The 24,431-nt window shown below is 67.9% G+C and carries 24 protein-coding genes; 9 read left to right on the top strand and 15 right to left on the bottom strand.

Annotated elements, in window-relative coordinates; translation table 11 throughout:
• Positions 1–122: 122 nt before the first annotated feature.
• The 6 genes from PUT80_RS10185 to PUT80_RS10160 all read right to left on the bottom strand — a co-directional run bounded on the left by PUT80_RS10185 (position 123) and on the right by PUT80_RS10160 (position 6,945).
• Positions 123–1,397: a thymidine phosphorylase gene (locus tag PUT80_RS10185; RefSeq protein ID WP_101435897.1), complete on the bottom strand. Its 1,275-nt coding sequence runs from the start codon at positions 1,395–1,397 to the stop codon at positions 123–125.
• A complete protein-coding gene (locus PUT80_RS10180) occupies positions 1,394–1,783 on the bottom strand; it encodes a cytidine deaminase (protein ID WP_101435898.1) in 390 nt (129 codons plus the stop codon). The genes PUT80_RS10185 and PUT80_RS10180 overlap by 4 nt, the downstream gene beginning before the upstream one ends.
• Positions 1,783–3,015: an ABC transporter permease gene (locus tag PUT80_RS10175; RefSeq protein ID WP_101440807.1), complete on the bottom strand. Its 1,233-nt coding sequence runs from the start codon at positions 3,013–3,015 to the stop codon at positions 1,783–1,785. The genes PUT80_RS10180 and PUT80_RS10175 overlap by 1 nt, the downstream gene beginning before the upstream one ends.
• A gap of 47 nt (positions 3,016–3,062) precedes the next feature.
• Positions 3,063–4,160, bottom strand: a complete 1,098-nt coding sequence (locus tag PUT80_RS10170; protein WP_101435899.1) for an ABC transporter permease — start codon at positions 4,158–4,160, stop codon at positions 3,063–3,065.
• Positions 4,157–5,722 (bottom strand): ABC transporter ATP-binding protein, encoded by a 1,566-nt coding sequence (locus tag PUT80_RS10165; RefSeq protein ID WP_037816145.1) that lies wholly within the window; start codon positions 5,720–5,722, stop codon positions 4,157–4,159. Before PUT80_RS10165 ends, PUT80_RS10170 begins: the two co-directional genes overlap by 4 nt.
• A gap of 80 nt (positions 5,723–5,802) precedes the next feature.
• The gene (locus tag PUT80_RS10160) at positions 5,803–6,945 is read right to left on the bottom strand and encodes a BMP family ABC transporter substrate-binding protein (RefSeq protein WP_037816147.1); all 1,143 of its coding nucleotides are present in this window, start codon (positions 6,943–6,945) and stop codon (positions 5,803–5,805) included.
• Positions 6,946–7,498: 553 nt separating this feature from the next.
• Here PUT80_RS10160 and sdhC point away from each other — a divergent pair.
• From sdhC to PUT80_RS10135, 5 genes are all read left to right on the top strand, one after another.
• The gene (sdhC, locus tag PUT80_RS10155; protein ID WP_078870582.1) at positions 7,499–7,948 is read left to right on the top strand and encodes a succinate dehydrogenase, cytochrome b556 subunit; all 450 of its coding nucleotides are present in this window, start codon (positions 7,499–7,501) and stop codon (positions 7,946–7,948) included.
• A gap of 4 nt (positions 7,949–7,952) precedes the next feature.
• On the top strand, positions 7,953–8,369 hold the full coding sequence (locus PUT80_RS10150; protein WP_037816149.1) for a succinate dehydrogenase hydrophobic membrane anchor subunit: 417 nt from the start codon (positions 7,953–7,955) through the stop codon (positions 8,367–8,369).
• A gap of 35 nt (positions 8,370–8,404) precedes the next feature.
• Positions 8,405–10,159 (top strand): succinate dehydrogenase flavoprotein subunit, encoded by a 1,755-nt coding sequence (sdhA, locus tag PUT80_RS10145; protein WP_275291726.1) that lies wholly within the window; start codon positions 8,405–8,407, stop codon positions 10,157–10,159.
• Complete coding sequence (locus tag PUT80_RS10140) at positions 10,159–10,932, top strand: succinate dehydrogenase iron-sulfur subunit (protein ID WP_037816151.1); 774 nt, start codon at positions 10,159–10,161, stop codon at positions 10,930–10,932. Before sdhA ends, PUT80_RS10140 begins: the two co-directional genes overlap by 1 nt.
• 151 nt (positions 10,933–11,083) lie before the next feature.
• Positions 11,084–12,049, top strand: coding sequence for a hypothetical protein (locus tag PUT80_RS10135; protein WP_275291725.1), 966 nt, complete (start codon positions 11,084–11,086; stop codon positions 12,047–12,049).
• 55 nt (positions 12,050–12,104) lie between these two features.
• On the opposite strand, the gene PUT80_RS10130 is transcribed toward PUT80_RS10135, so the two are convergent.
• Positions 12,105–13,487 carry a S8 family serine peptidase gene (locus PUT80_RS10130; protein WP_275291724.1) on the bottom strand — a complete coding sequence of 461 codons (1,383 nt, stop codon included), beginning with the start codon at positions 13,485–13,487 and terminating at the stop codon, positions 12,105–12,107.
• A 78-nt stretch (positions 13,488–13,565) separates the two neighbouring features.
• Positions 13,566–13,811 (bottom strand): hypothetical protein, encoded by a 246-nt coding sequence (locus PUT80_RS10125; RefSeq protein ID WP_037816154.1) that lies wholly within the window; start codon positions 13,809–13,811, stop codon positions 13,566–13,568.
• 42 nt (positions 13,812–13,853) lie between these two features.
• Between PUT80_RS10125 and PUT80_RS10120 the strand changes: the two genes are divergently transcribed.
• A complete protein-coding gene (locus PUT80_RS10120) occupies positions 13,854–15,086 on the top strand; it encodes a D-alanyl-D-alanine carboxypeptidase family protein (RefSeq protein ID WP_037816155.1) in 1,233 nt (410 codons plus the stop codon).
• 52 nt (positions 15,087–15,138) lie between these two features.
• Here the strand turns inward: PUT80_RS10120 and yhjD are convergent, their stop codons facing one another.
• The 5 genes from yhjD to PUT80_RS10095 form a co-directional block, all read right to left on the bottom strand.
• Entirely contained in the window at positions 15,139–16,152 is a 1,014-nt protein-coding gene (gene yhjD / locus PUT80_RS10115; RefSeq protein ID WP_275291723.1) for an inner membrane protein YhjD, read from the bottom strand.
• A 54-nt stretch (positions 16,153–16,206) separates the two neighbouring features.
• Entirely contained in the window at positions 16,207–17,463 is a 1,257-nt protein-coding gene (locus tag PUT80_RS10110) for a hypothetical protein (RefSeq protein WP_275291722.1), read from the bottom strand.
• 43 nt (positions 17,464–17,506) lie between these two features.
• Entirely contained in the window at positions 17,507–18,526 is a 1,020-nt protein-coding gene (gene trpS, locus PUT80_RS10105) for a tryptophan--tRNA ligase (RefSeq protein WP_037816158.1), read from the bottom strand.
• Between the two features lie 293 nt (positions 18,527–18,819).
• On the bottom strand, positions 18,820–19,197 hold the full coding sequence (locus tag PUT80_RS10100) for a hypothetical protein (RefSeq protein WP_275291721.1): 378 nt from the start codon (positions 19,195–19,197) through the stop codon (positions 18,820–18,822).
• Between the two features lie 411 nt (positions 19,198–19,608).
• Positions 19,609–20,424, bottom strand: coding sequence for an exodeoxyribonuclease III (locus tag PUT80_RS10095; protein ID WP_037816421.1), 816 nt, complete (start codon positions 20,422–20,424; stop codon positions 19,609–19,611).
• Between the two features lie 64 nt (positions 20,425–20,488).
• On the opposite strand from PUT80_RS10095, the gene PUT80_RS10090 reads away from it, so the two are divergent.
• Positions 20,489–21,220, top strand: a complete 732-nt coding sequence (locus PUT80_RS10090; protein ID WP_275291720.1) for an MBL fold metallo-hydrolase — start codon at positions 20,489–20,491, stop codon at positions 21,218–21,220.
• A 367-nt stretch (positions 21,221–21,587) separates the two neighbouring features.
• Here PUT80_RS10090 and PUT80_RS10085 read toward each other — a convergent pair whose 3' ends face one another.
• Both PUT80_RS10085 and PUT80_RS10080 read right to left on the bottom strand, forming a co-directional pair.
• On the bottom strand, positions 21,588–21,899 hold the full coding sequence (locus PUT80_RS10085) for a hypothetical protein (protein WP_106961406.1): 312 nt from the start codon (positions 21,897–21,899) through the stop codon (positions 21,588–21,590).
• A gap of 193 nt (positions 21,900–22,092) precedes the next feature.
• On the bottom strand, positions 22,093–23,316 hold the full coding sequence (locus tag PUT80_RS10080) for an NADP-dependent isocitrate dehydrogenase (RefSeq protein WP_037816160.1): 1,224 nt from the start codon (positions 23,314–23,316) through the stop codon (positions 22,093–22,095).
• A gap of 216 nt (positions 23,317–23,532) precedes the next feature.
• Between PUT80_RS10080 and PUT80_RS10075 the strand changes: the two genes are divergently transcribed.
• Together PUT80_RS10075 and PUT80_RS10070 are read left to right on the top strand one after the other, a co-directional pair.
• A complete protein-coding gene (locus tag PUT80_RS10075; RefSeq protein ID WP_275291719.1) occupies positions 23,533–24,021 on the top strand; it encodes a hypothetical protein in 489 nt (162 codons plus the stop codon).
• Between the two features lie 37 nt (positions 24,022–24,058).
• Positions 24,059–24,424, top strand: a complete 366-nt coding sequence (locus PUT80_RS10070; RefSeq protein WP_037816161.1) for a DUF2203 domain-containing protein — start codon at positions 24,059–24,061, stop codon at positions 24,422–24,424.
• Positions 24,425–24,431 lie beyond the last annotated feature (7 nt).

Below are 24,431 nucleotides of genomic sequence, written 5' to 3'. Positions count from 1 at the left end.
CAAGCAGCCAGGACCACCGCAGACAAGCAGCGGGGCTCACCGCAGACAAGCAACCAGGACCACCGCAAACAAGCAACCAGGCTCGCCGCAGGCGAGCAGCCAGGCTCACCACAGAGGATCAGTCAGGGCCGCACAGTCTCCAGCACGATCTCTCGCGAAGCAGGCGCCTCCGCACCCACCGTGAACCCGCCCTCCAACGCGGCGAGAGCAGCGGGCACCGCCTCCGGGGTGTCCGTGTGCAGTTCCAGCAACGGCTCCCCCGCCACCACCGCATCGCCCGGCTTCGCGTGGCACAAGATCCCCGCCGCGGCCTGCACCGGGTCTTCCTTCCGCGCCCGGCCAGCACCGAGTCGCCAAGCCGCGACCCCCACCGCGTAGGCGTCCAGCGAAGTCAGCACCCCCGAAGCAGGAGCCGGGACGACATGCACCGTCGAAGGACGCGGCAAGGGAGCCGAAGGGTCCCCGCCCTGCGCGGTGATCATCCGAGCCCACACCTCGTAAGCCTCGCCGGACGCCAGCACCTCAGCCGGATCCACGGAAATACCCGCCAAAGCAAGCATTTCCCGAGCCAACGCCACCGTCAACGCAACCACATCAGCCGGTCCGCCACCGCGGAGGACCTCAACTGCCTCCGCGACCTCCACCGCGTTCCCGACCGCCCGCCCGAGCGGCGTGCTCATGTCGGTGATCAACGCCGTGCAAGCGACGCCGTGCGCCGTGCCGATGTCCACGAGCGTCCGCGCCAGCAGCTGCGCTTCCGGCACCGTCTTCATGAACGCCCCGGAGCCAGCCTTCACATCCAGCACCAGTCCGGAAGCACCCTCGGCGATCTTCTTGCTCATGATCGAGCTGGCGATCAACGGCACCGACTCGACGGTCGAGGTGACATCCCGCAGCGCGTACAGCTTCTTGTCCGCCGGAGCCAGCCCCTCGGTCGCCGCGCAGACCACCGCGCCGACCGAGTTCAGCTGCGCCGCGATCTCGTCCAGAGACAAAGCCGCGCGCCAACCCGGGATCGACTCCAGTTTGTCCAGCGTCCCGCCGGTGTGGCCGAGCCCGCGACCGGACAGCTGCGGCACCGCGGCACCGCACGCGGCGACCAGCGGAGCCAGCGGCAAGGTGATCTTGTCGCCGACCCCGCCGGTCGAGTGCTTGTCCACGGTCGGGCGCGCGACGTCCAGCGACAGCCGCGAGCCCGAGTCGATCATCGCGCCGGTCCAGCGCGCGATCTCGCCGTCGTCCATGCCCCGCAAGAAAATCGCCATGGCCAGCGCGGCCATCTGCTCTTCCGCGACAACGCCGCGGGTGTACGCGTCGACGACCCAGTCGATCTGCTCGTCGCTCAGCCGTCCGCCGTCACGCTTCGTCCGAATGACATCTACCGCGGTGAAGGTCACGGCAGGTCCTCCGGCCCGAACGCGTCCGGCAGCACCTCCGACATCGGCAGCACCCCGCGGGGAGTGTCGACCAGGCAGGAAGAACCGCCGAGTTCGAACAGAATCTGGCGACAACGGCCACACGGCATCAGCAGCTCGCCTTCACCGCTACGGCAAGCCACCGCAATCAGCCGGCCGCCGCCGGACAGTCGCAATTGTCCGGCCATTGTGCACTCAGCGCACAAACCCAAGCCGTACGAAGCGTTTTCGACGTTGCACCCGGTCACCTGCCGACCATCGTCCACAATGGCCGCAACGCCGACGTGCAGTCCCGAATAAGGCGCGTAAGCATGCGAAGCGGCCGAAACCGCGGCCGCGCGCAAAGCTTCCCAGTCCACTTCGGACATCAGTCGCCCTCACCTCGCCGATACTGCGCACCGTCTGCCTTGGGCGGCCGAAGTCGTTGCGACGCAACGGCCAGCACAATCAGCGTCACGAAGTGCGCCGTGTACGGGATCAAGTCGCTCGGCAGCGTGTCGTTGGTCCAGTAGATCGCGTACAAGATGCCAGCGCCGACCACGCCGAGCGCAGCCGCGAGCCAGCGCTTCCGGATCAGCTGCACGATCACGATGATCGCCAGCAGGATGACCGCGCCGTACAGCAACGCCAGCACCGCGTCGCCGCCGCCGGCGAGCTGCAGACCGTCGGAGTACCCGAACAGCGCGGCCCCGCCGAGCAGCCCGCCCGGTCGCCAGTTGCCGAAAATCATCGCGGCCAGACCGATGTACCCGCGGCCGTTGGTCTGGTTCTCCAGGTAGTCCGCGCCGCCCTTGAGCAGCACCAGCGACGCACCGCCCATGCCCGCGAAACCGCCGGAGATCAGCACGCCGACGTACTTGTAGCGGTACACGTTCACGCCGAGCGACTCCGCCGCGACCGGGTTCTCGCCGCACGAACGCAGCCGCAGGCCGAACCGGGTGCGCCAGAGAACCCAGTAGCTCACCGGGATCAGCAGGATCGCGATCATGGTCAGCGGCGCGACCCCGGTCACCAGTCCGCGCAGAATGCCCGCGACGTCAGACAGCCCGACGCGCTGCTGGTTCTCCAGCGAGCCCAGCCAATCCGACAGACCGGCCGCCGAGTAGGTGTCGAACTTCGGCACTGGCGGCGACTGGCGCGGGTTTCCCGACAGCGGCTCGAAAATCAGGTTCGCCAGATACTTCGCGACGCCGAGCCCGAGCAGGTTGATCGCGACCCCGGAGACGATGTGGTTGACGTTGAACGTCACCGTCGCCACCGCGTGCAGCAATCCGCCCAGCGCGCCGAACGCGATCGCGGCCAGCAGGCCGACCCACGCGCCGCCGTAGTACGAACCCCAGGCCGCGCCCCAGGTGCCGAGGATCATCATGCCTTCGAGGCCGATGTTGATCACGCCCGCGCGCTCGGCCCACAACCCGCCCAGCGCACACAGCAGGATCGGCAGCGCCAGCCGCAACGCGGTCGACGCGGTGTTGCTCGACGTCAGCGCCGAAACGCCGGTGGCGTACGACGCGGTCGACATGACCGCGATCGCGACCACGGCCCAGATCACGCCGCGCAGCCAGCCGGGGATCCGCTGCCGCTTGCGCTTGACCGGCATCGGCGTCCCGGACTCCGGTCCCGGCCGGGAGAACTCCGTCGTGGTGGTCACACCGCACCGCCTTCCGCGACCGAGGCGCCCTTGCGGCCGTTGCCGGCGAGCGCCCTGCCCACCCTGCGCTGTTCCGCGGCGAGGTCGGCCCGGCGCACGATCTCGTACGCCACGACGACCGAGAGCACGATGATGCCCTGCATGATCGTCGCGATTTCCTTGGACACGTTGATCTGCTCCAGCGACACCGCCGAGGTGTCCAGGAAGGCCCACAGCAGCGCGCCGAACGCGATGCCGCCGGGGTGGTTGCGGCCGAGCAGCGCGACCGCGATGCCGGTGAAGCCGTACATCTGCGTCGCGGTGATGCCGTAGCTGTAGTCGCGGCCGAGCAGTTCCGGCATGGCGACCAGACCGGCCACCGCGCCGGAGAGCAACATCGCGATGAGTGTCATCTTCTTCGCGCTCACGCCACCGGCCGCGGCGGCCGTCGCGGACTCGCCGCTCGCCTTCAGCTCGAAGCCGAACCTGGTGCGGTTCAGCATGAACCAGTACGCGCCGCCGATCACGATCGCGATGAACACGAACCCGAACAGCGTGCCCGACCCGAGCGGGATGCCCGGGATCCGGCCGGACGGCGCGATCACCCTGGTCCCGATGTTGTTGCCGGTCTGCACGCCGAACTGGTTGGCGTTGATCAGGAACGCGATGATGCCGGCGACGATCGAGTTCAGCATGATCGTCGAGATGACCTCGCTGACGCCGCGGGTCACCTTCAGCACCGCCGGGATCGTCGCGTACAGCGCGCCGGAAACGATCGCCACCAGCAGGATCACGATGGTGTGGATGACCGGCGGCAGCTGCAGCGCCCCGCCGATGATCGCGGCGACCACCGCGGCGAACCGGTACTGGCCCTCGACCCCGATGTTGAACAGGTTCATCTGGAACCCGATCGCCACGGCGAGGCCGGACAGGTAGTACACCGTCGCGAGGTTCACCGTGTCGACGGCGGTGGAACCCTTGAACAGCTGGCCGATCATCGTCCCGTATGCCTGCACCGGGTCGGCGCCGGAGATGACCAGCGCGATCGCGGACAGGATCACTGCGAACGCGATCGCGAGCAGCGGCGGCAGAAGCCGCGTGCGCCACGAACTCATGAGTCTTCACCTTCTTCGGCGCCGGTCATGGCGGAACCGAGTTCCTGCGGAGTGACAGTGGCGGGGTTCGCCTCGCTCACGAGCCGCCCGCGCAGCATCACGCGAATGGTGTCGGACAGCCCGATCAGCTCGTCGAGGTCCGCGGAAATCAGCAGCACGGCGAGGCCGTCGGCACGCGCCTGGCGGATCTGCTCCCAGATCAGCGCCTGCGCACCGACGTCGACGCCGCGCGTCGGGTGCGAAGCGATCAGCAGCACCGGGTTGCCGGACAGCTCGCGCCCGACGATCAGCTTCTGCTGGTTGCCGCCGGACAGCGCGGCGGCCGGAACGTCGATGCCGGGCGTGCGGACGTCGTACTCGCGCACGATCCGTTCGGTGTCCTCGCGCGCACCCGCGATGTTGAGCAGTTGCCCGCCGGACACCGGTTCCCGCGTCTGGTACCCGAGAATCCGGTTGACCCACAACGGTTGCGTGAGCAGCAGGCTGTGCCGCGTGCGGTCTTCGGCGATGTAGCCGATGCCCGCCTCGCGTCGCGCCAGCGTGCCCAGCTTGACCAGGTCGTGCGTCTCGCCGTCCGGCGGCGTCAGCTCGATGTGGCCGCCGCTCGCCTTGCGCATCCCCATGATCGTCTCGACCAGTTCGGTCTGGCCGTTGCCCTCGACGCCCGCGATGCCGAGCACCTCGCCCGCGTGCACGGTGAAGGAGATGTGGTCCAGCACGTTGCGCTCGGAGCCTTCGGCGGACAGGCGCAGCTCGCGCACCTGCAGCACCTCGCGGTCGGTCACCGTCGACTCGCGCGTCTCCGGGCTCGGCAGCTCCGAACCGACCATCATCTCGGCCAGCTCGCGGCTGGTGATCTTCTTCGGATCCGCGGTGCCGACCGTGGTGCCGCGCCGGATCACGGTGACCGTGTCGGCGATCGCGCGCACCTCGTCGAGCTTGTGCGAGATGAAGAGGAACGTGTAGCCGTCGGCCTGCATCTCGCGGACAGTCGTGAACAGCGCGTCCACTTCCTGCGGCACGAGCACGGCGGTCGGCTCGTCGAGGATGATGATTTTCGCGCCGCGGTAAAGGACTTTGACGATCTCGACGCGCTGGCGGTCGGCGACGCCGAGTTCCTCCAGCAGCGCGTCGGGCTTCGCGTGCAGCCCGGTCCGCTTCGACAGTTCCGCCAAGCGCGTCCGCGCCGCGCGGCCGATGCCGTGCAGCGCCTCCGCGCCCAGGAACACGTTTTCCGCGACGGTCAGGTTGTCGGCGAGCATGAAGTGCTGGTGCACCATGCCGATCCCGGCGCGGATGGCGTCCTGCGGGTTGCGCAGTCTCACCTCGGCACCGTTGATGGCGATGCTGCCCTCGTCGGGCTGCTGCATCCCGTACAGGATCTTCATCAGGGTCGACTTGCCCGCGCCGTTCTCGCCGCACAGCGCGTGCACCTCGCCCGCCGCGACGGTGAGGTTGACGTCGGAGTTCGCGACGACGCCGGGGAACCGCTTGGTGATCCCGGTCAGCTGGACGGCCGGCACGCCCCGGTCGGGGACGGCTTCGGCCTCGATCTCGGTCATCGGAGGGGACATCCCGTTCTGTCGGAAACGCGTGAGGGCCCGGAAGGAAGATCCTTCCGAGCCCTGCCGCGTCGTGAGCGTTACTTGGCCGGCTTGTCCGAAACCTTGATGGCGCCGGAGACGATCTGGGCCTTGTACCCGTCCAGCACGTCCTTGATGTCGTCGACCTTGCCGCCGGAGGTCGAGTAGCCGACCCCGTCGGACTTCAGGTCGAAGCGCTTCGGCACCGTGCTCAGGTCGCCCTTCGCGACGGCCTGCAGGTACTCGAAGACCGCGACGTCGACGCGCTTGATCATCGAGGTGATGATGATGTCCTTGTCGGCCGCGACCGTCTTCTGGTTGTACTGGTCGGAGTCGACGCCGATGGCCAGCGCGTTGTTCTGCTTTGCCGCGTCGAACACGCCCTTACCGGAGGCGCCGGCGGCGTGGTAAACGACGTCCGCGCCGCGGGAGATCTCGGCGGCGGCCTTCGCGTTGCCCTTCGGCGGGTCCTGGAAACCGGAGAAGTCGCCGGCGGGCGTCAGGTACTCGTCCTCGATCTTGATCTTGCTCGAAACGGCCTTCGCGCCCTGCAGGAAGCCCGCCTCGAACTTCTGGATCAGCGGGGTGTTCACGCCGCCGACGAAGCCGACGTGACACTTCTTGCTCTTGTACGCGGCGGCGACGCCGGCCAGGAACGAGCCCTGCTCCTCGGCGAAGACCAGCGGCGTGACGTTCGGCAAGTTGATCGAGTCGTCGTCGACGATCGCGAACTTCGTGTTCGGGTACTTCGTGGCGACGGCCTTGACCGACTGCGCGTAGGCGAAACCGACCGCGACGATCGGGTTCAGGCCCTGCTGCGCCATCTGCTCGAGGCGCTGCTGCTTGGCGGCTTCGCTCTCGCTCGCGCTGGCGGTGCTCTCGTTGACGGTCGGGACGCCCAGCTCGGACTTCGCCCGGTCGGTGCCCGCGGCGGCCGCGTCGTTGAAGGAAGCGTCACCGCGACCGCCGACGTCGAAGGCCAGGCCGACCTTGAGCTTGCTGCCGTCGACCTTGCCCGAGGCGGCGCTGCTGCTCGTGGCGGCGGCAGGCGCGGCGGGCGGCTTCGGGGCAGTGATGCAGTTAGAGCCCGCGTTGCCGTCCGAACCGGACGCGTTGTTGTTGCTTCCCCCGGTGTCCTTCGCGCACCCGGCCAGTGCAAGCACCCCAGCCATGGTCGCGGCGGCCAGCGCGGTTCCACGCATGCGACGCAACGTGTGTCTCCCTCCCCGCTGATCCAGCGGACGATCCAGGAACGGCCCGGTCACGGTCGCCGGGCTCAACTGGCAGACCGTACCCAACCGCCGGGTAACCGCCATAGGAACGGCACGCTACGTAACACAAACGTTTACTCGGAGGGTCGATCCGCGACCAATCCGGCGCCGACCGTGATCAAGAGGCCCCGCCCCGCCCGCTGCGATCACGCACCGTGGCCCCGCTTTCGCCCGGGAACCGTCCGGGAAGGACTCCGCGAGGGAATCCCGGTCCCGGAAGGGGTCCTTCACGGCAGCTCAGACGTGCTCCAGACCACACGTCCGAGTGGTCTGCCGTGGTCACCGGTGTCTGGTCTGTCACAGAGAGGAACCCGGAGGTGAGCCGCGCGTATGGGTCGGGTCTAGCATCCATGCATCCACGCTCGATGGCCCCTGATCTCGGCACCGTCGCCGGAGTTGTCCCCAGTGGACCGACCCCGGCCGCGGGTGCGGACCTCACCGGTCACCCGGGCACGACAGTCATGACGTTGGAGGCCGTTCACCGATGTCCACCACGGCGAGCACTGCCACCGAAAGCGGGGCAGGAGCTAGCGATCGGGCGGGTGCCTCACGCCGGCAGGGAACCTTCTACCGGGGCGACCCCGGCATGTGGTCCTGGGTGCTTCACCGCATCACCGGCGTGCTGACCTTTTTCTTCCTGTTCGTGCACGTGCTCGACACCGCGCTCGTGCGCGTGTCGCCGAACACCTACGACCAGGTCATCGAGACGTACAAGACGCCGATCGTGAACCTGCTCGAGGTCGGCCTTGTCGGCGCGGTGCTGTTCCACGCGCTCAACGGGCTGCGCGTCCTGCTGGTCGACTTCTGGGCCAAGGGCCCGAAGTACCAGAAGACGATGCTCTGGGTCATCGGCGTCGTGTGGGTGGTCGTGATGGTTCCGGGTGCGTTCTTCATGCTGAAGCGCACCGTCGAGACGCTTTTCGGGGGTGCCTGATCCCATGGCCGACGCTCTGATCCTCGACAAGCCGCGCTCGCCGCGGCGGCCGTCCGCCCGGCGCAGCAACTTCGAGCTCTACAGCTGGCTGTTCATGCGCATCTCCGGGCTCGCGCTGATCATCCTGGTGCTGGGCCACCTGTTCATCATGAACATCCTCGACGGCGGCGTGCACCGCATCAACTGGGGCTTCGTCGCCGGCCGCTGGGCCTCGCCGTTCTGGCAGTTCTGGGACCTGGCGATGCTGTGGCTCGCCGAGATCCACGGCGGGAACGGGCTGCGCACGATCATCGACGACTACGCGCGCAAGGACTCCACCCGGTTCTGGCTGAAGATCCTGCTCTACGTCTCGATGGTGCTCATCCTGGCCGTCGGCACGATGGTGATCTTCACGTTCGACCCCGAGATGCCTGCCTCCTGAGGCGCACCCACCACTAGCTAGCGGAGTCTTTCCCTATGCAGTTCCACAAGTACGACGTGGTGATCGTCGGCGCGGGCGGCGCCGGCATGCGCGCGGCCATCGAATCCGGTCAGCGCGCCCGCACCGCGGTCCTCACCAAGCTGTACCCGACCCGGTCCCACACCGGCGCGGCCCAGGGCGGCATGTGCGCCGCGCTGGCGAACGTCGAAGAGGACAACTGGGAATGGCACACCTTCGACACCGTCAAGGGCGGTGACTACCTGGTCGACCAGGACGCCGCGGAGATCATGGCGAAAGAGGCCATCGACGCCGTCCTCGACCTGGAGAAGATGGGCCTTCCGTTCAACCGGACGCCCGAGGGCAAGATCGACCAGCGCCGGTTCGGCGGGCACACCCGCGACCACGGCAAGGCCGCGGTGCGCCGCGCCTGCTACGCCGCGGACCGCACCGGGCACATGATTCTCCAGACGCTGTACCAAAACTGCGTCAAGCACGGCACCGAGTTCTTCAACGAGTTCTACGTGCTCGACCTGGTCCTGTCCGAGGGCGAGGACGGCAACCCGATCGCCACCGGCGTGGTCGCCTACGAGCTGGCCACCGGCGAACTGCACGTGTTCCAGGCGAAGTCGATCGTGTTCGCCACCGGCGGCGCGGGCAAGATCTTCAAGACCACCTCGAACGCGCACACCCTCACCGGCGACGGCCTCGGCATCATCTTCCGCAAGGGCCTTCCGCTGGAGGACATGGAGTTCTTCCAGTTCCACCCGACCGGCCTCGCCGGCCTCGGCATCCTGATCTCCGAGGCGGTGCGCGGCGAGGGCGGCATCCTCCGCAACGCCGACGGCGAGCGGTTCATGGAGCGCTACGCCCCCACCATCAAGGACCTCGCGCCGCGCGACATCGTCGCCCGGTCGATGGTCCAGGAGGTGCTGCAGGGCCGCGGCTGCGGGCCGAACAAGGACTACGTCGTCCTCGACGTGACCCACCTGCCGGTCGAGGTCCTCGAGACCAAGCTGCCGGACATCACCGAGTTCTCCCGCACCTACCTGGGCGTCGACCCGGTCAAGGAGCCGGTGCCGGTGTTCCCGACGTGCCACTACGTCATGGGCGGCATCCCGACGAACATCCACGGCGAGGCGCTGCGCGACAACGAGCACGTCATCCCGGGCCTGTACGCCGCGGGCGAGGTCGCCTGCGTGTCGGTGCACGGTTCGAACCGCCTCGGCACGAACTCGCTGCTGGACATCAACGTGTTCGGCCGCCGCGCGGGCATCGCCGCCGCGGAGTACGCGCTGGCGCACGACCACGTCGAGCTGCCGGAGAACCCGACCACCCTGGTCGAGGAGCAGCTGGCGCTGCTGCTGTCGGAGCACGGCGACGAGCGCGTCGCCGACATCCGCAAGGAAATGCAGCAGACGATGGACTCGCACGCGTCGGTGTACCGCACCGAGGACACGCTGAAGCAGGCGCTGACCGACATCCAGGCGCTCAAGGAGCGCTACCAGCGGATCACCGTGGCGGACAAGGGCAAGCGGTACAACACCGACCTGCTCGAGGCCGTCGAGCTGGGCTTCCTGCTGGAGCTGGCCGAGGTGCTGGTCGTCGGCGCGATCGCGCGCAAGGAGTCCCGCGGCGGGCACGCCCGCGAGGACTACCCGAACCGCGACGACACGAACTTCATGCGGCACACCATGGCCTACAAGCAGGGCGAGGGGCTGTCGTCCGACATCCGGCTCGACTACAAGCCGGTCACCTTCACCCGCTACGAACCGATGGAGCGGAAGTACTGATGACGACGGCCACCCCTGAAGCGCCTTCCTCCAAGGCGTCCGACGAGCACACGCCGATCCAGGTCACGCTGAAGATCCTGCGGTTCAACCCGGAGGTCGACCAGGAGCCGCACTGGGAGTCCTACGACGTCCCTGCGCAGCCGACCGACCGCGTGCTGAACCTGCTGTTCTACGTCAAGGACTACATCGACGGCACGTTCTCCTTCCGCCGCTCGTGCGCGCACGGCGTGTGCGGTTCGGACGCGATGCAGATCAACGGGATCAACCGGTTGGCCTGCAAGGTGCTGCTGAAGGACCTGCTCGAGAAGAACGGCAAGAAGACCGAGATCACCATCGCCCCGATCAAGGGCCTGACGACGTTGAAGGACCTCTACGTCGACATGGACCCGTTCTTCGAGGCGTACCGGGCGATCAAGCCGTACCTGATCACCTACGGCAACGAGCCGACCCGCGAGCGGATCCAGTCCCAGGCCGACCGCAACCGGTTCGACGACACCACCAAGTGCATCCTGTGCGCCTGCTGCACGTCGTCCTGCCCGGTCTACTGGAACGACGGCTCGTACTTCGGCCCGGCGGCGATCGTCAACGCCCACCGCTTCATCTTCGACTCCCGCGACGAGGGCGCCGAAGAGCGGCTGGACATCCTGAACGACGGTGAAGGCGTGTGGCGCTGCCGCACGACGTTCAACTGCACCGACGCCTGCCCGCGCGGCATCCAGGTGACCAAAGCCATCCAGGAAGTAAAACGCGCCCTCCTCTTCAAGCGCGTCTGATCTCAAGTACGTGAGGGGAACCCTGAGGGAATCTGATTCCCTCAGGGTTCCCCTCACGGCTGTTTAGCCGAGCTGTCCACAGGTCGGCGGGCTGTCCACAGATCAGCCCTGGGCAGCCCCGAAGTCCCCCGGGCGCGGCAGCATTAACTGGGTGAAACAACGAGGCCGGTGGGCCGCCCACCCCGAAATGCTCGCGCAGCACAGCACTCACCAAGCGATCCGCGCGATGACGCTGGAATCACTGGGCATGAACAGCAGGGTCATCTATCGAAGATGCCTGCCCGGCGGACCATGGCGACGGCTGTTGCCCGGAGTCATCCTCCTGCACAACAACGACCCCACGACTGACCAGCTGGTGCACGCAGCCTTGCTGTACGCGGGGGAATCAGCGATCGTCACCGGCGAAGAAGCCTGCCTCCGGTACGGCATGCGTCTTCCGGAGCCGGAGAGCCCTCGGCAAATCCACCTGCTGGTTCCGCATCGACAAAAGCTCAACAGCGCTGAGTTCGTGATCATCGAACGGACGAGGCACCTCCCGGCACCGTGGCTGCGCAATGGCATCCCGCTCGCGCCCCCGGTCAGAGCCACCACGGATCTGGTCCGGCGCGTACGTGACCCCGAGATCGTCAGCCGCATCCTGATCGAAGCGGTCCAGCGAGGCAGTTGCGCGCCGCGAGCTCTGGCGGGAGAGCTGGACCGCGGCACCAAACGGGGCACCGCGATCCCCCGTCGGCTGCTCGCCGAATGGTCGGATATCCGGTCCGTCGCCGAAGCCGAGGCTCAGAAACTGGCCAAGAACCTTCCGCGCCCGCCGACCCATCAGAATGCCGCGCTTTACGACCAAGAGGGCCACTACGCGGGGCGACCTGACTTCTGGTGGGACGACGTGGGGCTGGCATGGGAGATCGACTCGGTGGAATTTCACTTTCGTTCGGCTGATTACGCACGAACGTTGCATCGAAATACTCGCTACGCGGCGCTTGGCATCACCGTTGTGCAGACTCTGCCGTCCCGTCTGCGCACCGAACCAAAAGCAGTTCTGAACGAGCTCAGCGACGCATACCGTGCCGCCGAGATCCGCCCTCGCCCACCGGTTTCCCTGCGCCCCGCGGGATAGTACGTGAGGGGAACCCTGAGGGAATCTGATTCCCTCAGGGTTCCCCTCACGTGCGTCAGTGAACCGCGTCCAGCGCGTTCACCAAACCGCGTCCGTAGTACGAGTTGTTCTGCTTCGGCCCCTCACACGCCGACACATCACAAGCCACCGGATCCGCCTCCGCCGTAAGCAAAGCCGCCAACGCCCGCGGCGGCGCGTTCCGGTGCGTAGAAGCCAGCAACGCCGCAACCCCAGCCGCATGCGGCGAAGCCATCGAGGTACCGCACTTAGTCCCGTAAGCGCCGTTGAAAATCGTCGACAGCGGGCACCCCGCGCCCTGCCCCGAAGGCGGAGCCTGGCCCGAATCGCCGCCCGGTGCAGTAACAGTGACCGAGCCGTAGTTGGAGTAGTAAGCCTTCGTCCCCGCGTAACCAACCGCAGACACCGTCACCACACCGTCGATCGCCTTGGGCAGGATGCCGCACGAAGAATCGATCTTGTGCGGACGATTCGGATCGACGGTCTGCGTACGCACATCGAAGCCCGAGTTACCCGCCGCAGCGACATTGAGAGTTCCGCGCTGCGTCGAGTAAGTCACGGCACGCCGTACGGCCTCGTACGCGGCAGCGTCGCCCGCCTCGTTGCGGCAGTAGAACATCCCGGGGTCGATGTAGTAGCTGTTGTTCGTCACCTGGAAACCGTGCTGTGCGGCCCAGACAAAGCCGCAGACCGCTGCCTCCGGGAAGATGTAGCCGTCGTCGTTCACGACCTTCACAGACGCCAGCCGCACGCCCGGTGCGATGCCGGTGAAGCCGCGCGACGCGTCCTTGCCCGCGATGGTGCCTGCGACGTGCGTGCCGTGGTCGGAGTTCGTCGGGGTCCACGCGGAAGCGTCCGGCGCGCCGGTGACACAGCCGGTCGACGACTTCGCGTCCACCGCGTTCGCGAGCGCCGGGTGTTTGGCGTCGATGCCGGAATCCAGCACGCCGACGGTGACCGACCGCGAACCGGGGTTGATCTTGTTCGCTTCGGGAGCGTGGATGGCCCGCATGTCCCACTGCTGAGTCGACAAATCGCTACCGGCGGCGACGCTCTCCGTCTGCTCCAGCATCCCGACCGCCGAACGCAGTCCGGCGCGGGCGGCGGCCTTCGCGGCGACGTCCTTGCCACCCGAATACGCCCGCTTCACCCCGATCCGGTCGGCGAAGTCCGCGTTGCGCGAGCTGGCGACCGCGACACCGATCTCCGGGTAGTACGCGATCCGCTTGCCGCATTTGGCGGTCAGCTCCGCGTCGACCGAACGCTGCTTCTCGCCCGGTTGGTACAGCACGACGTAGCTGTACTGGGTGCTGGTGGTGTCACACGACGGCGCGGGCGCGGCGGACGCTGGCACAGCCACCGCACCGGCGGCGACGCCGGCTACCGCGACCGGGACGAGCAATCGACGTAAACGGGACATTTAGCCTCCATGGTCGGTCGCCCGAAACTAAGCCAGCCCGGACGCGCCCCGCCACCGACCAAAGGACGCTTCGCCGGATCAGGTGTTGGCGCGATCCCGCGACGTCGCCCGGATGCCGCGCCAGCCGAGCACCCCGATCGCGGTGCCGAGCACGAACGAAACCACGGTCAGCACCGCGTGCACGATGAAGTACCCGGTGGGCGAACCGTCCGGCGCCCACGACTGGTTGCTGGCCCACAGATTCTTGGCGAACGTGATCCAAATGATCCAGGACCAGATGCCGAAAGCGAACAAGGCCATCGCTGTACCTCGTGAAATGCGCATGTCTCGAGTATGCCGCCGGACCATCGGCGCTAGATTGCGTGGGTGCACCCCGCTTTCGCCCGGTCGCTGCGAGCATTCGCCGCGACACTCGCCGCAGCCCTCGTAGCCGTCGCCGCGCCCGTCGCCCTCGCCGCACCGGCGCTGGCGGAGCAATGCACCGAGCACGCCGTGCCGCCGGCGCCGGTGGACACCTCGGAGAAGCCGAAGCCGGGCCAGCCCGTCCCGCCGCCGCTTCCGGTGCCCGCCCAGCCGGTCGGCGGCGACCTCCTTGGCGGCTGCGGCCCGGTCCTCCCGCCTGGCGCGCCCGCGCTGCCTCCTGGCGACACCTCGGCGTCGTGGGTCCTCCAGGACCTCGACACCGGCGCGGTCGTCGCGGCGAAGGACCCGCACGCGCGGGAGCGGCCGGCGTCGCTGATCAAGACGCTGCTGGCGCTGGTGGTGGTCACCGAGCTGAAGCCGGACCAGGTCATCGTCCCGACGAAGGAGGACGCCGAGCAGGAGTGCACCTGCGTCGGCATCACCGCGGGCGGGCACTACACGGTCGACCAGCTGCTGCACGGCCTGCTGATGCACTCGGGCAACGACGTGGCGCACGCCTTCGCGACGGCGCTGGGCGGCGTGGACGCGGCGGTCGCCAAGATGAACGCGCTCGCCGCCCGCATCGGCGCGACGGACACCCGCGCGGCGACCCCGTCCGGTCTCGACGGACCGGGCATGTCGACCTCGGCGTACGACCTGAGCCTCGTCTTCCACTACGCGATGAAGCAGCCGGAGTTCGCCAAGGCGGTCGCGACGAAGGCGTACACGATCCCGGCGATCGACGGGAAGCCGCCGATCCCGGTGTTCAACGACAACAAGCTGCTCGGCGTGTACCCCGGTTTCCTGGGCGGGAAAACGGGCTTCACGGACGACGCGCGGCACACGTACGTCGGCGGCGCGGAACGCGACGGCCACCGCCTCGCGATCGTGATGATGCGGGCCGAACAGCGTCCGACGAAGGTGGTCGACCAGGCGGCGAAACTGCTCGACTACGGCTTCGCGCTGGAGAAGAACGGCGCACAGCCGGTCGGGCAGATCGCCTACCGGCCGCTGAGCACCGACTCGGCCGCCCCGATGTCGGACAAGGAAGTCACCCCCGCGGGCGCGACGACCGCGGCGGCGGAGAAACCGGACCCGTTCGGAACGACCGGCTGGGTGCTGACGGTGGTGGTGCTCCTGATCATCATCGCCGGGTTCGTCATCAGCTACCAGCGGAAGCGCAACGCCCGCGCCTAGCCAGCCGAGGAAAAAAGGGCCTCCTTGATTCGCTCAAGGAGGCCCTTTTGTGTCAGCCCTTCCGCCTGCCTAGCCACGCCAGCAGCGCACCGGCACTGAACGCACCGGCCACGGAACCGAGCCCCAGCCCGTGCTGCACCGTCACCCGGGGCTCCAGCAGCACCGGAGCGGGCGGCTGCACCACGCGCCGCTGATTCTCCCGCGCGGTCGCCGTCCAGGCCGTCACCAGCAGCAGGAACCGCGACACCAGGTTCGCGAACACCAGCAAGCCGATCACCGGCCCGAACAACGCGAACGACGGCGACTTCGTGACGCTAGCCAGGTACACAGTCGCGACCTGCTGCAGAATCACGAACCCGACAGAGGCGAAGATCGCGCCCTTGACCGCGCTCCGCAGCGCGACGTGCTCCCGGGGCAGCCGGGCGATCACCCACAGGAACACCAGCGCGTTGGCGATCAGGCTGAGCAAGATCGTCGCGGCTTGGAGCAGGAACTTCGCCCACCCCTGGCCTTCCAGCCCGACCAGTTCCAGCAGCAGTTCGCCGAAGCCACTGCCCGCCGCGGTGATCGCGAACGACACGACCAGCGCCAGCCCGAGCCCGATCAGCGACAGCAGGTCCTTGATCGTCTTGTTGACGAACGGTTCCGTCTTCTTATCCTGCCCCCACTGCGCGGTGAGGGCGTCGCGGAGGTTGGCCATCCAGCCGACGCCGGAGTAGAGCGCCAGCAGCAACCCGAAGATCCCGATCCCGCTGCCGGAACTCAGCGCGGTGTCGGTGATCTGTTTGACCAGGCCGCGCAGGCCTTCGGGGACCGAACTGTCGATCCCGTGCGTGATCTGGTCGATCACCGCGGTGTTGTGCCCGAGCACCATGCCGACGACCGCGAACGCCACCATGAAGATCGGGAACACCGACAGCACGCTGAAGTAGGTGATCGCCGCCGCGTAATGGTTGCCGTAGTTTTCGTTGAAGGAATCGTTGGCGCGGATCAGGTGATCCAGCCACGGGTACTTCCGCCGCAGCCGGGGCAGCAGCTTTTCCTTGTCACCGGTCTCTTTCGCCACCGGAAAACGCTAACCACGGCAACCGGGCCCCGCAACGCGAGCGTGCCCGCGCGGTTACTGCTCGTGGAAGGCGGAGATCATCTTCTGGGCGGCGGGAACCAGCAGCCGGGTCGCGTCCGCGCCGCTGATGCCGTTCGGGGCGGCGTTGTGGTCGGCGAGGTAGAGCTTGAACACGAAGCGGCCCTTGCGGAACAGCACCTCGCCGTTGGTCTGGCCCTTGCTGCGCACCTGCCCCTCGTCCCCGACCTGGGCGGGCGTGGACTGGCCGTCCTTCGGCGCGGACCCGAGGTAGCTCTTCGCCGCGTCTTCGCTGAGGAAACTGATCGCGGTCAGGTGCAGCGCGCGCCGGTCGATGCCGTTGTCCTGGCCGGTGCCGCGTTCGCAGTCGATCTGCACGTAGTTGTGCTGGGTGCTGTTGGTCATGAACATGTCGCCGACCGCGGTGGCGGGGGTTTCGGCGACCATCGGCGAAGCCTCGGCGCCGATCGCCGGGGTCACCGCGTCGGGCGTGAGCATCGGGCAGGGCTGCGCGACCGATTTCGGGAACGCCGCGCTGTCGTAACCGATGACGTTCGCCCCGGCCGGCGCGCTCACCTGCTTGGCGAAGTTCTCGGCGAGCTTCTTGCCGAGGTCCTGCAGCTTGCCCGCGTTCTTGTCCGCCTTCAGCTGGAAGTCGAAGTCGACCAGGGTGTCCCCCAGGACCAGTACGGCGTCGCCGGCAGCGTCCGACGGGCTGTCCGTCGTGCGGCGCTTCGAGAAGATCTTCACCGGGCCGACGGTCAGGCTGGGGTCCGCGTCGTCGAGGTAGGGCTTGGTATTCACGGTCGGCACGTACGCCGGCTGGGATACCGCGACCGCCAGCTCCTCGTACGTCTGATTGCCCTGGTCGTCCTGCAGGCTGTACACACAGTGGTTCACGCCCGAGGTCAGCGCCTTGGCGTAGGTGTTTTCAGACGACCGCAGCGGTCCCGAACCGTCGCCGACCAGATAGCGGCGCTCGAAGACGGCCCCGTTCGGGTCCGGCCGCGATTCGACCTTGATCCCGAGCGCGACGAGGTCGGCAATCGTCAGCAGGTTGCACGCCTGGATCACCGGCTTGCCGCCGATCTGGACCGCTTGCGGGTTCGCCTTTTCCTTGATCGGAGCGGGGTCCGGGTACTGCGAGTTCGCATAACCCGGCCGTTGCACGGTCTGGCCGTCGGCGTTCGGGTCCTTCGCGTTCTCGCGGTCCGATCCGGAGAATCCGCTGCACGACGTGACCAGCATCAGCGTCGCGACACCGATCGGCCACAGCCCGGTTTTCCACTTCACTGTATTTATCCCCCCACAGGATATTTTTTTGTGTACTCCCCGCTCAGCTCGCGGGCAGGAACCCGATCCGCTCGTAGACCGACGCCAGCGTGGCCGACGCGACCTCACGGGCCCGGTGCGCGCCCGCGGCGAGGATCCGGTCCAGCTCGGCGACATCGTCCAAATAGGACTGGACGCTCTCCTGCAGCGGCGTGACCCAGTCGACCAGCACCTCGGCGAGGTCCTTCTTGAGATCGCCGTAACCCTTGCCCTCGTAGGCGGTTTCGAGGTCGGCGACGGTCCGGTCGGTCAGCGCGGAGTAGATCGTGAGCAGGTTGGAGACGCCCGCCTTCTCCTCGCGGTCGAAGCGGACCTCGCGGCCGGTGTCGGTGACCGCGGAACGGATCTTCTTCGCCGAGCGCTTCGGGTCCTCGAGCAGCTCGATCAGCCCGTTTCCGGTCGCCGCCGACTTGCTCATCTTCGAGGTCGGTTCCTGCAGGTCGTAGATCTTCGCGGTGTCCTTGACGATGAACGGCTCCGGCATGACGAACGTCTTGCCGAACCGGCTGTTAAACCGCTGCGCGAGGTTGCGGGTCAGCTCGAGATGCTGCCGCTGGTCCTCGCCGACCGGCACCGCGTTCGTCTGGTACAGCAGGATGTCCGCGGCCATCAGCACCGGGTAGGTGAACAGGCCGACGCTCGCGTGGTCGCTGCCCTGCTTGGCGGCCTTGTCCTTGAACTGGGTCATCCGCCCGGCCTCGCCGAAGCCGGTCTGGCATTCGAGCACCCAGCTCAGCTGAGCGTGCTCGGGCACGTGGCTCTGCACGAACAACGCGCTGCGCTCCGGGTCGACCCCGATGGCGAGCAACTGCGCGGCCGAACGCCGCGTCCGCTCGAGCAGCACCTTGGGATCCTGCTCGACGGTGATCGCGTGCAGGTCGACGACGCAGTAGAAGGTCTCGTGGGTGTCCTGCAGCCGCACCCACTGGCGCAGGGCGCCCAGGTAGTTGCCGAGGTGGAAGGAGTCGGCTGTCGGCTGGATCCCGGAAAGCACCCGCAGGCGCCCGTTCTGTTCGTCGGACACGCCCGGGATTCTTTCAGGCTGCGAAGAAGCCCCTGCCGCGGGCCCGGCGGTTCGCGGGACGGACGGGCAGACGGGACGTTTCGCCGCCCTCCGCGCGGGTATCTGCTCTCGGGAGAGAGCGTCGCCGAAGAGATTGAGGGGTGGATGTGCAGCTCAGGTCGCCGATACCGCGGTGTGGGGAGAGCGGCGAAGACGACCGGGGCCGCAAGTGACTCAACCGGCGGCGTGGAAAGCATGGCGAAGTTCGCCGCTCGGCCGGGAAAGATCTTGCTGCCGGAGAACCGGCCAGCTGACTAGGACTGCCGCAGGTTGAGCGCGGCGGGAGCCGGTTCCAGCGGCCGGGTCTCCTCGTCAAGAGCCCCCGCGGCAGCGACCGCCTCGAGTGCCTTCGCGCGGGCCTTGCGGCGCTGCCGGACGACGCCCAGCGCCATCCCGATGACGCCGAAACCCACCGCGACCAGGCCGACCGGTCCGAGCATCCCGAACCCGGCCGACGTCGTCTCCGCCCGGACGACGCTGTCGTCCGCGAACGCCGTCGCACCCGTCCCGACGGCCGCGACCAGCACCGTCGCCAGCACTGCCAGGACTCGCCCGCCCGCGACGACCAGGGAACGCCCGCCACGGACAGCCCGGCGAACCGGAGTCCGCTCGGCCGACTCCGCCCCGAGCACCCCCGATGGGGTGACGGACGAGCGAAGCGCTGGACGGCCAAGAGCCAGCGTGGACCGTGTCACGAACCGGCCTGGGTTGCGCACCGGAGTGCCTCCCGCGAGGTGACTGTTCTGAACGAGCGCCTCACCCGTAAGGATGAGTTCTCGACGTGCTACTGGTCAGAAAACTACCGAGCGTGTCAAGACCTGTCGGATCTGATCAACTCGGGAGCCGAGGCTAGCGCCCACTCGGGGAGTAACCGAGGCCGCCCCTGCGGTCTCGGTGTCGTCGGTGGTCAGCGCCGTGCGCCGTGCGCGGAACCACGCACAGTGTCCTCGGTCCCCGGCAAACCGGACAGAATCACCCTGCAGAACAAACCCGAACTACCCTCAGCAGGCTTCACCCACTAGTCACCAGCAGGACAACCAGGCTCAGCCCGGGAACGGCACGTCGTACGTCGCGGTGACCGGCGCGTGGTCCGACCAGCGCTGGTCGTAGGACTCTGCCCGTTCGACCACCACGGACGTCACCTTCTCTGCCAGGCCGGGCGTCGCCAGCTGGCAGTCGATGCGCCAGCCCGAGTCGTTGTCGAACGCCTTGCCCCGGTAGGACCACCACGTGTAGGGACCGGGGCCCTCGGGGTCGAGCCGACGCTGCACGTCGGCATAGCCCGCTTCGTAGACGCGGCCCATCCACTCGCGCTCCTCCGGCAGGAACCCGGAGTTCTTCTGGTTGCCGCGCCAGTTCTTGAGGTCGACGGTGTCGTAGGCGATGTTCCAGTCGCCGACCACGACGACCTCCCGGCCCTCCGCGGCCGCCTTCGCGCGCAGCTCGACCAGGTACGGCAGGAACGCGGCCATGAAGCGTTCCTTCTCGTCCTGCCGCTCGGTGCCGACGTCGCCGCTCGGCAGGTACAGGCTCGCGACGATCACGCCGGGCAGGTGCATTTCCAGGTACCGCCCGCTGTCCTCGAACTCGGGCTCGCCGAACCCGGTCCGCACCTCGTCCGGCTCGACGCGGCTGTACAGCGAGACGCCGTTGCGTCCCTTCGCGACCGAGGGCGCATGCGCGGCGAACCACCCCTCCGGCGCGACGACGGACGCGGGCAGCTGCGCGGCCTCAGCCCGCACTTCCTGACACGCGACGACATCCGCCTCGGTGGCGGCCAGCCACTCGACGAAGCCCTTCTTGACGGCAGCCCGGAGACCATTGACGTTGACAGTGGAGACGATCAGCACCCCGCGCACGCTACCCGCCGGGTCCGACAATTTTCCGCGCGCGGCGGGTCCGGCGAGGTCCAGAATGACCGCCATGCCTCGCTTGACCGTCCTCGGCAGCTGCGGCGCCTGGCCCGAACCCGGCCGCGCCTGCGCCGGATTCCTGCTGTCCCACGAGGACTTCCACGTCGCACTCGACCTCGGCTACGGAGCCGCCCCGCGACTCTTCCAGCGCGTCGCCGCCGACCGGCTCGACGCGATCGTCGTCACGCACGAGCACCCCGATCACCTCGCGGACGTCAGCGCACTCGGCCGGGCCCGCCACTACACGACCGACCGCAAGCTCCCGCTGCACTGCACTCCCGGCAGCGTGCGCCGGCTCGCCGCGATGGAGCCCAACCCGGCCCCCGACGAGAACTTCGACCTCCACGACCTCGGCCCCGACACCGACCTCGGCCCGTTCCGGCTCACCACCGCGCTCCTGCCGCACCACGTGCCGAACTACGGCGTCCGGCTCACCACACGCGGCTACACCCTCGCCTACACGGGCGACACCGGTCCCGCTCCGCACCTGACCGACCTGGCCCGCGACGCCGACGTCCTCATCTGCGAAGCAACCCTGCAAGGCGCGCCGCCGGACGGTCCCCGGTACCTGATGACCGCCGCGGAAGCAGGCCGACTCGCCGCCGCGGCGAATGTCCGTACGCTGTTGCTCACGCATTTTTGGCCCGGTTCCGACCGCGCGGTTTCGGTAGCCGAAGCCCGCGCCGAGTTCGCCGGGGAAGTACTCGCCGCGGAAGAAGGACTCATGCTGAATCACGCATAATCGCGCGTTCCGCACAACAAACGCGATCACCGTTCACCCTGAACGCTTTCACCCCGGTGCCGCGCGGCGCAAAAGAGCAGCCGCATCGGCAATCGCGAACGCCCAGAGCCGTCCGGACGCATCGGTTCAACCGACCGGCGCATTCCCGCGTGGACAACCGAAGCCTTCCCGCCACATGGGACGAATCAGCGGACAACTATCGGCCCGGACCCGCACCAAGCTCAGCAGCCGCTCGGCCCCGGCCGAACCACGCGTCGCAGCAAACCCAGCAACCACGCGAACCTAAGCGCGGCAACAGACTCCGCGCGCTGCTGTGTCAGCGCACCACCGGCTCAGCACCTCAGCCAGGCTCCAGTACGAACCAGACTCAGCACTTGGCCCCGGACACCGGCGTCACGAAGCTGTCCGCGACCCACTTGCCGTCGGCGACCTTCCGGAACCCGTTCTGCACCACGGGTTGCGCGTCGAATTCCGCGCCGCGCAAGTACTTCCCGACGACCTTCCCGTTGCCCGCGGCGGTTTCCCGCGCGTTGAGCACGTCGGCGGTCACCGAGACCTTGCAGCCGGTCGGGGATCCCTGCGCGTCGGCCTGGCCTTTCTGGCCGAACGCGTAGATGACCACGACCGCGGCGACGACTCCGATAATAATCAGTGTCTTCTTGGGCAAACCCAGAATCACGGCCGCTCCTCAGTCGCGAAAAACCCCTCGTCCAGAGTAGGCAGTCCGACCCGGCCCGGACAGGTTCGCGACCCCATTCCACCCGGAGGTGCCAATCCTGTCACCGACACATCACGAAGAGTGACAAAAAAGAGAAGGGCACCTCGGAAGACTCCTCCGAGGTGCCCTTCTCGCAAAAACGGCTAAAGAAAGATCAGCCCTGCGCGATCTTCTTGGCCAGGTTCTCGTCCAGCGTCGCGAGGAAGTCCTCGGTCGTCTGCCATTCCTGGTCCTTGCCGACCAGCAGCGCGAGGTCCTTGGTCATCTTGCCGCCCTCGACGGTGTCGACGACGACCTGCTCCAGCTTGTTCGCGAAGCCGATGAGCTCCGAGTTGCCGTCCAGCTTGCCGCGGTGCTCGAGGCCGCGGGTCCACGCGTAGATCGAGGCGATCGGGTTCGTGGAGGTCGGCTTGCCCTGCTGGTGCTGGCGGTAGTGCCGGGTGACCGTGCCGTGCGCGGCCTCGGCCTCGACGGTCTTGCCGTCCGGCGTGCGCAGCACCGAGGTCATCAGGCCGAGCGAACCGAAGCCCTGCGCGACGGTGTCGGACTGGACGTCGCCGTCGTAGTTCTTGCACGCCCAGACGTAGCCGCCCTCCCACTTGAGCGACGCGGCGACCATGTCGTCGATCAGCCGGTGCTCGTAGGTGATGCCCTTGGCGTCGAAGTCCGACTTGAACTCGGTCTCGAAGATCTCCTGGAACACGTCCTTGAACATGCCGTCGTAGGCCTTGAGGATGGTGTTCTTGGTCGAGAGGTAGACCGGGTACTCGCGGTCGAGGCCGTACTGCAGCGACGCGCGCGCGAAGTCCTCGATCGACTTGCGGTAGTTGTACATCCCCATCGCGACGCCGCCGCCCTCGGGGAAGTTCGCGACCTGGAACTCCATCGGCTCGGAGCCGTCTTCGGGGGTGTAGGTCATCGTCAGGGTGCCCGGGCCGGGGACCTTGAAGTTGGTGGCCTTGTACTGGTCGCCGTGCGCGTGGCGGCCGATGATGATCGGCTTGGTCCAGCCGGGTACCAGCCGGGGCACGTTGCGCATGACGATCGGCTCGCGGAAGATCACGCCGCCGAGGATGTTGCGGATGGTCCCGTTCGGGGACACCCACATCTTCTTGAGGCCGAACTCCTCCACGCGCGCCTCGTCGGGCGTGATCGTGGCGCACTTGACGCCGACGCCGTGCTGCTTGATGGCGTTGGCGGCGTCGACCGTGATCTGGTCGTCGGTGCGGTCCCGCTCCTCGATGCCCAGGTCGTAGTAGTCCAGGTTGACGTCCAGGTACGGGTGGATCAGCTTGTCCTTGATGAACTGCCAAATGATGCGGGTCATCTCGTCGCCGTCGAGTTCGACAACGGTGCCCTGGACCTTGATCTTGGCCATGAGCAGCGGTGCTCCTTCCGCGGATCTTCGCGTTCGCTTCTTCGCTCTCCGATAGCGGTACAAGCGTACTGCTTAACAGAGCTGGATGGTTCCAGAAGTGGTCGGAATCAAGTCTCTACCACCCTTGACCCGGCCTGCCGACCGGGCACGACTGCGGAACCAGCCGAGCGGGCCGCCCGTCCCATCGCGGCAAGCACCGCACTGGGAGGTCCCGCCATGTCATACCCCGAGCCGTACTCCGTTTATCCCCCCGCGGGCGGCCCGGTCGCCGCACCGGCGGGCAGCCGGGCGGTGGCGCGCGTGCTCAGCGGGCTGTGCGGGCTCGCCCTCACCCCGGTCGCGCTCGGGCTGCTGGCCTACGGCAGCTACCTGCACCAGCGGCAGATCGCGGCTTCGTTCGCCGAACACGGGGACGCCCTCGGCATCACGTTGGCGGTGGCGGGCGCGGTGCTCCTGTTCGGGGTCGCCGTGCTCGGCGCGTGGTCGGGAACCGGGCCGATCGCCGGCGGGCTGGTGTGGTGCCTGGTTCCGGGGGTGATCACGCTGGTGGCGCCGCGCTCGGCGTTCGATCTGCTCGACCTGCTGCCGCGCGGCGAGATGACCGTGGGCGTGGCCGGGTGGATGTCGTCGGGCGCGCTGCTCGGCACCGGGTTCCTGCTGGTCGGCACGGGTCTGGCGGTCCGGCTGGCGCGTCGGCGCAGGTAGCGGCGGACCGGCGCGGGCCCGGTGAGACTATTTGCAGATGGGATTGTTCACCGTAGCCGAGGCCCGCACCGAGCTCGCCCGGTTGCTTCCCGTGCTCGCCGAGCTGATCCGGGTCCGCGCCGACGCCGCCGAACTCGCCGCGTCGCTGCGCCCGGGCGGGCGGGACACCAGCCTCGGCGGCCTGCCGGAGTGGAAGGCCGCGCAGGCGAGGCTGGACGACCTGATGACCGCGATCCAGGCGACCGGGGCGGAACTGAAGGGGTTCGCCCCGCTGCTGGTGGACTTCCCGGCTTCGCTCGACGGCGACGACGTCCTGTTGTGCTGGCTCGAGGGCGACCGCGAACTGTCCTGGTACCACCGGGCCGACCTCGGTTTCGCCGGCCGTCGCCGATTGCCCGGATAATCACTGG

The sequence above is a fragment of the Amycolatopsis sp. La24 genome (assembly GCF_029087445.1).
Classification (GTDB): Bacteria; Actinomycetota; Actinomycetes; order Mycobacteriales; family Pseudonocardiaceae; genus Amycolatopsis; species Amycolatopsis nivea.
The sequence above is the reverse complement of the archived record's forward strand: the minus strand, read 5'-3'. Positions and strand labels throughout refer to the sequence as shown.

Excerpts from the sequence above, each read along its gene's own strand:
- PUT80_RS10180 (WP_101435898.1), bottom strand. The coding sequence starts at position 1,783 with ATGTCCGAAGTGGACTGGGAAGCTTTGCGCGCGGCCGCGGTTTCGGCC.
- PUT80_RS10175 (WP_101440807.1), bottom strand. The coding sequence starts at position 3,015 with ATGCCGGTCAAGCGCAAGCGGCAGCGGATCCCCGGCTGGCTGCGCGGC.
- PUT80_RS10170 (WP_101435899.1), bottom strand. The coding sequence starts at position 4,160 with ATGAGTTCGTGGCGCACGCGGCTTCTGCCGCCGCTGCTCGCGATCGCG.
- PUT80_RS10165 (WP_037816145.1), bottom strand. The coding sequence starts at position 5,722 with ATGACCGAGATCGAGGCCGAAGCCGTCCCCGACCGGGGCGTGCCGGCC.
- PUT80_RS10160 (WP_037816147.1), bottom strand. The coding sequence starts at position 6,945 with ATGCGTGGAACCGCGCTGGCCGCCGCGACCATGGCTGGGGTGCTTGCA.
- sdhC (WP_078870582.1), top strand. The coding sequence starts at position 7,499 with ATGTCCACCACGGCGAGCACTGCCACCGAAAGCGGGGCAGGAGCTAGC.
- PUT80_RS10150 (WP_037816149.1), top strand. The coding sequence starts at position 7,953 with ATGGCCGACGCTCTGATCCTCGACAAGCCGCGCTCGCCGCGGCGGCCG.
- sdhA (WP_275291726.1), top strand. The coding sequence starts at position 8,405 with ATGCAGTTCCACAAGTACGACGTGGTGATCGTCGGCGCGGGCGGCGCC.
- PUT80_RS10140 (WP_037816151.1), top strand. The coding sequence starts at position 10,159 with ATGACGACGGCCACCCCTGAAGCGCCTTCCTCCAAGGCGTCCGACGAG.
- PUT80_RS10130 (WP_275291724.1), bottom strand. The coding sequence starts at position 13,487 with ATGTCCCGTTTACGTCGATTGCTCGTCCCGGTCGCGGTAGCCGGCGTC.
- PUT80_RS10125 (WP_037816154.1), bottom strand. The coding sequence starts at position 13,811 with ATGCGCATTTCACGAGGTACAGCGATGGCCTTGTTCGCTTTCGGCATC.
- PUT80_RS10090 (WP_275291720.1), top strand. The coding sequence starts at position 20,489 with ATGCCTCGCTTGACCGTCCTCGGCAGCTGCGGCGCCTGGCCCGAACCC.
- PUT80_RS10080 (WP_037816160.1), bottom strand. The coding sequence starts at position 23,316 with ATGGCCAAGATCAAGGTCCAGGGCACCGTTGTCGAACTCGACGGCGAC.
- PUT80_RS10075 (WP_275291719.1), top strand. The coding sequence starts at position 23,533 with ATGTCATACCCCGAGCCGTACTCCGTTTATCCCCCCGCGGGCGGCCCG.
- PUT80_RS10070 (WP_037816161.1), top strand. The coding sequence starts at position 24,059 with ATGGGATTGTTCACCGTAGCCGAGGCCCGCACCGAGCTCGCCCGGTTG.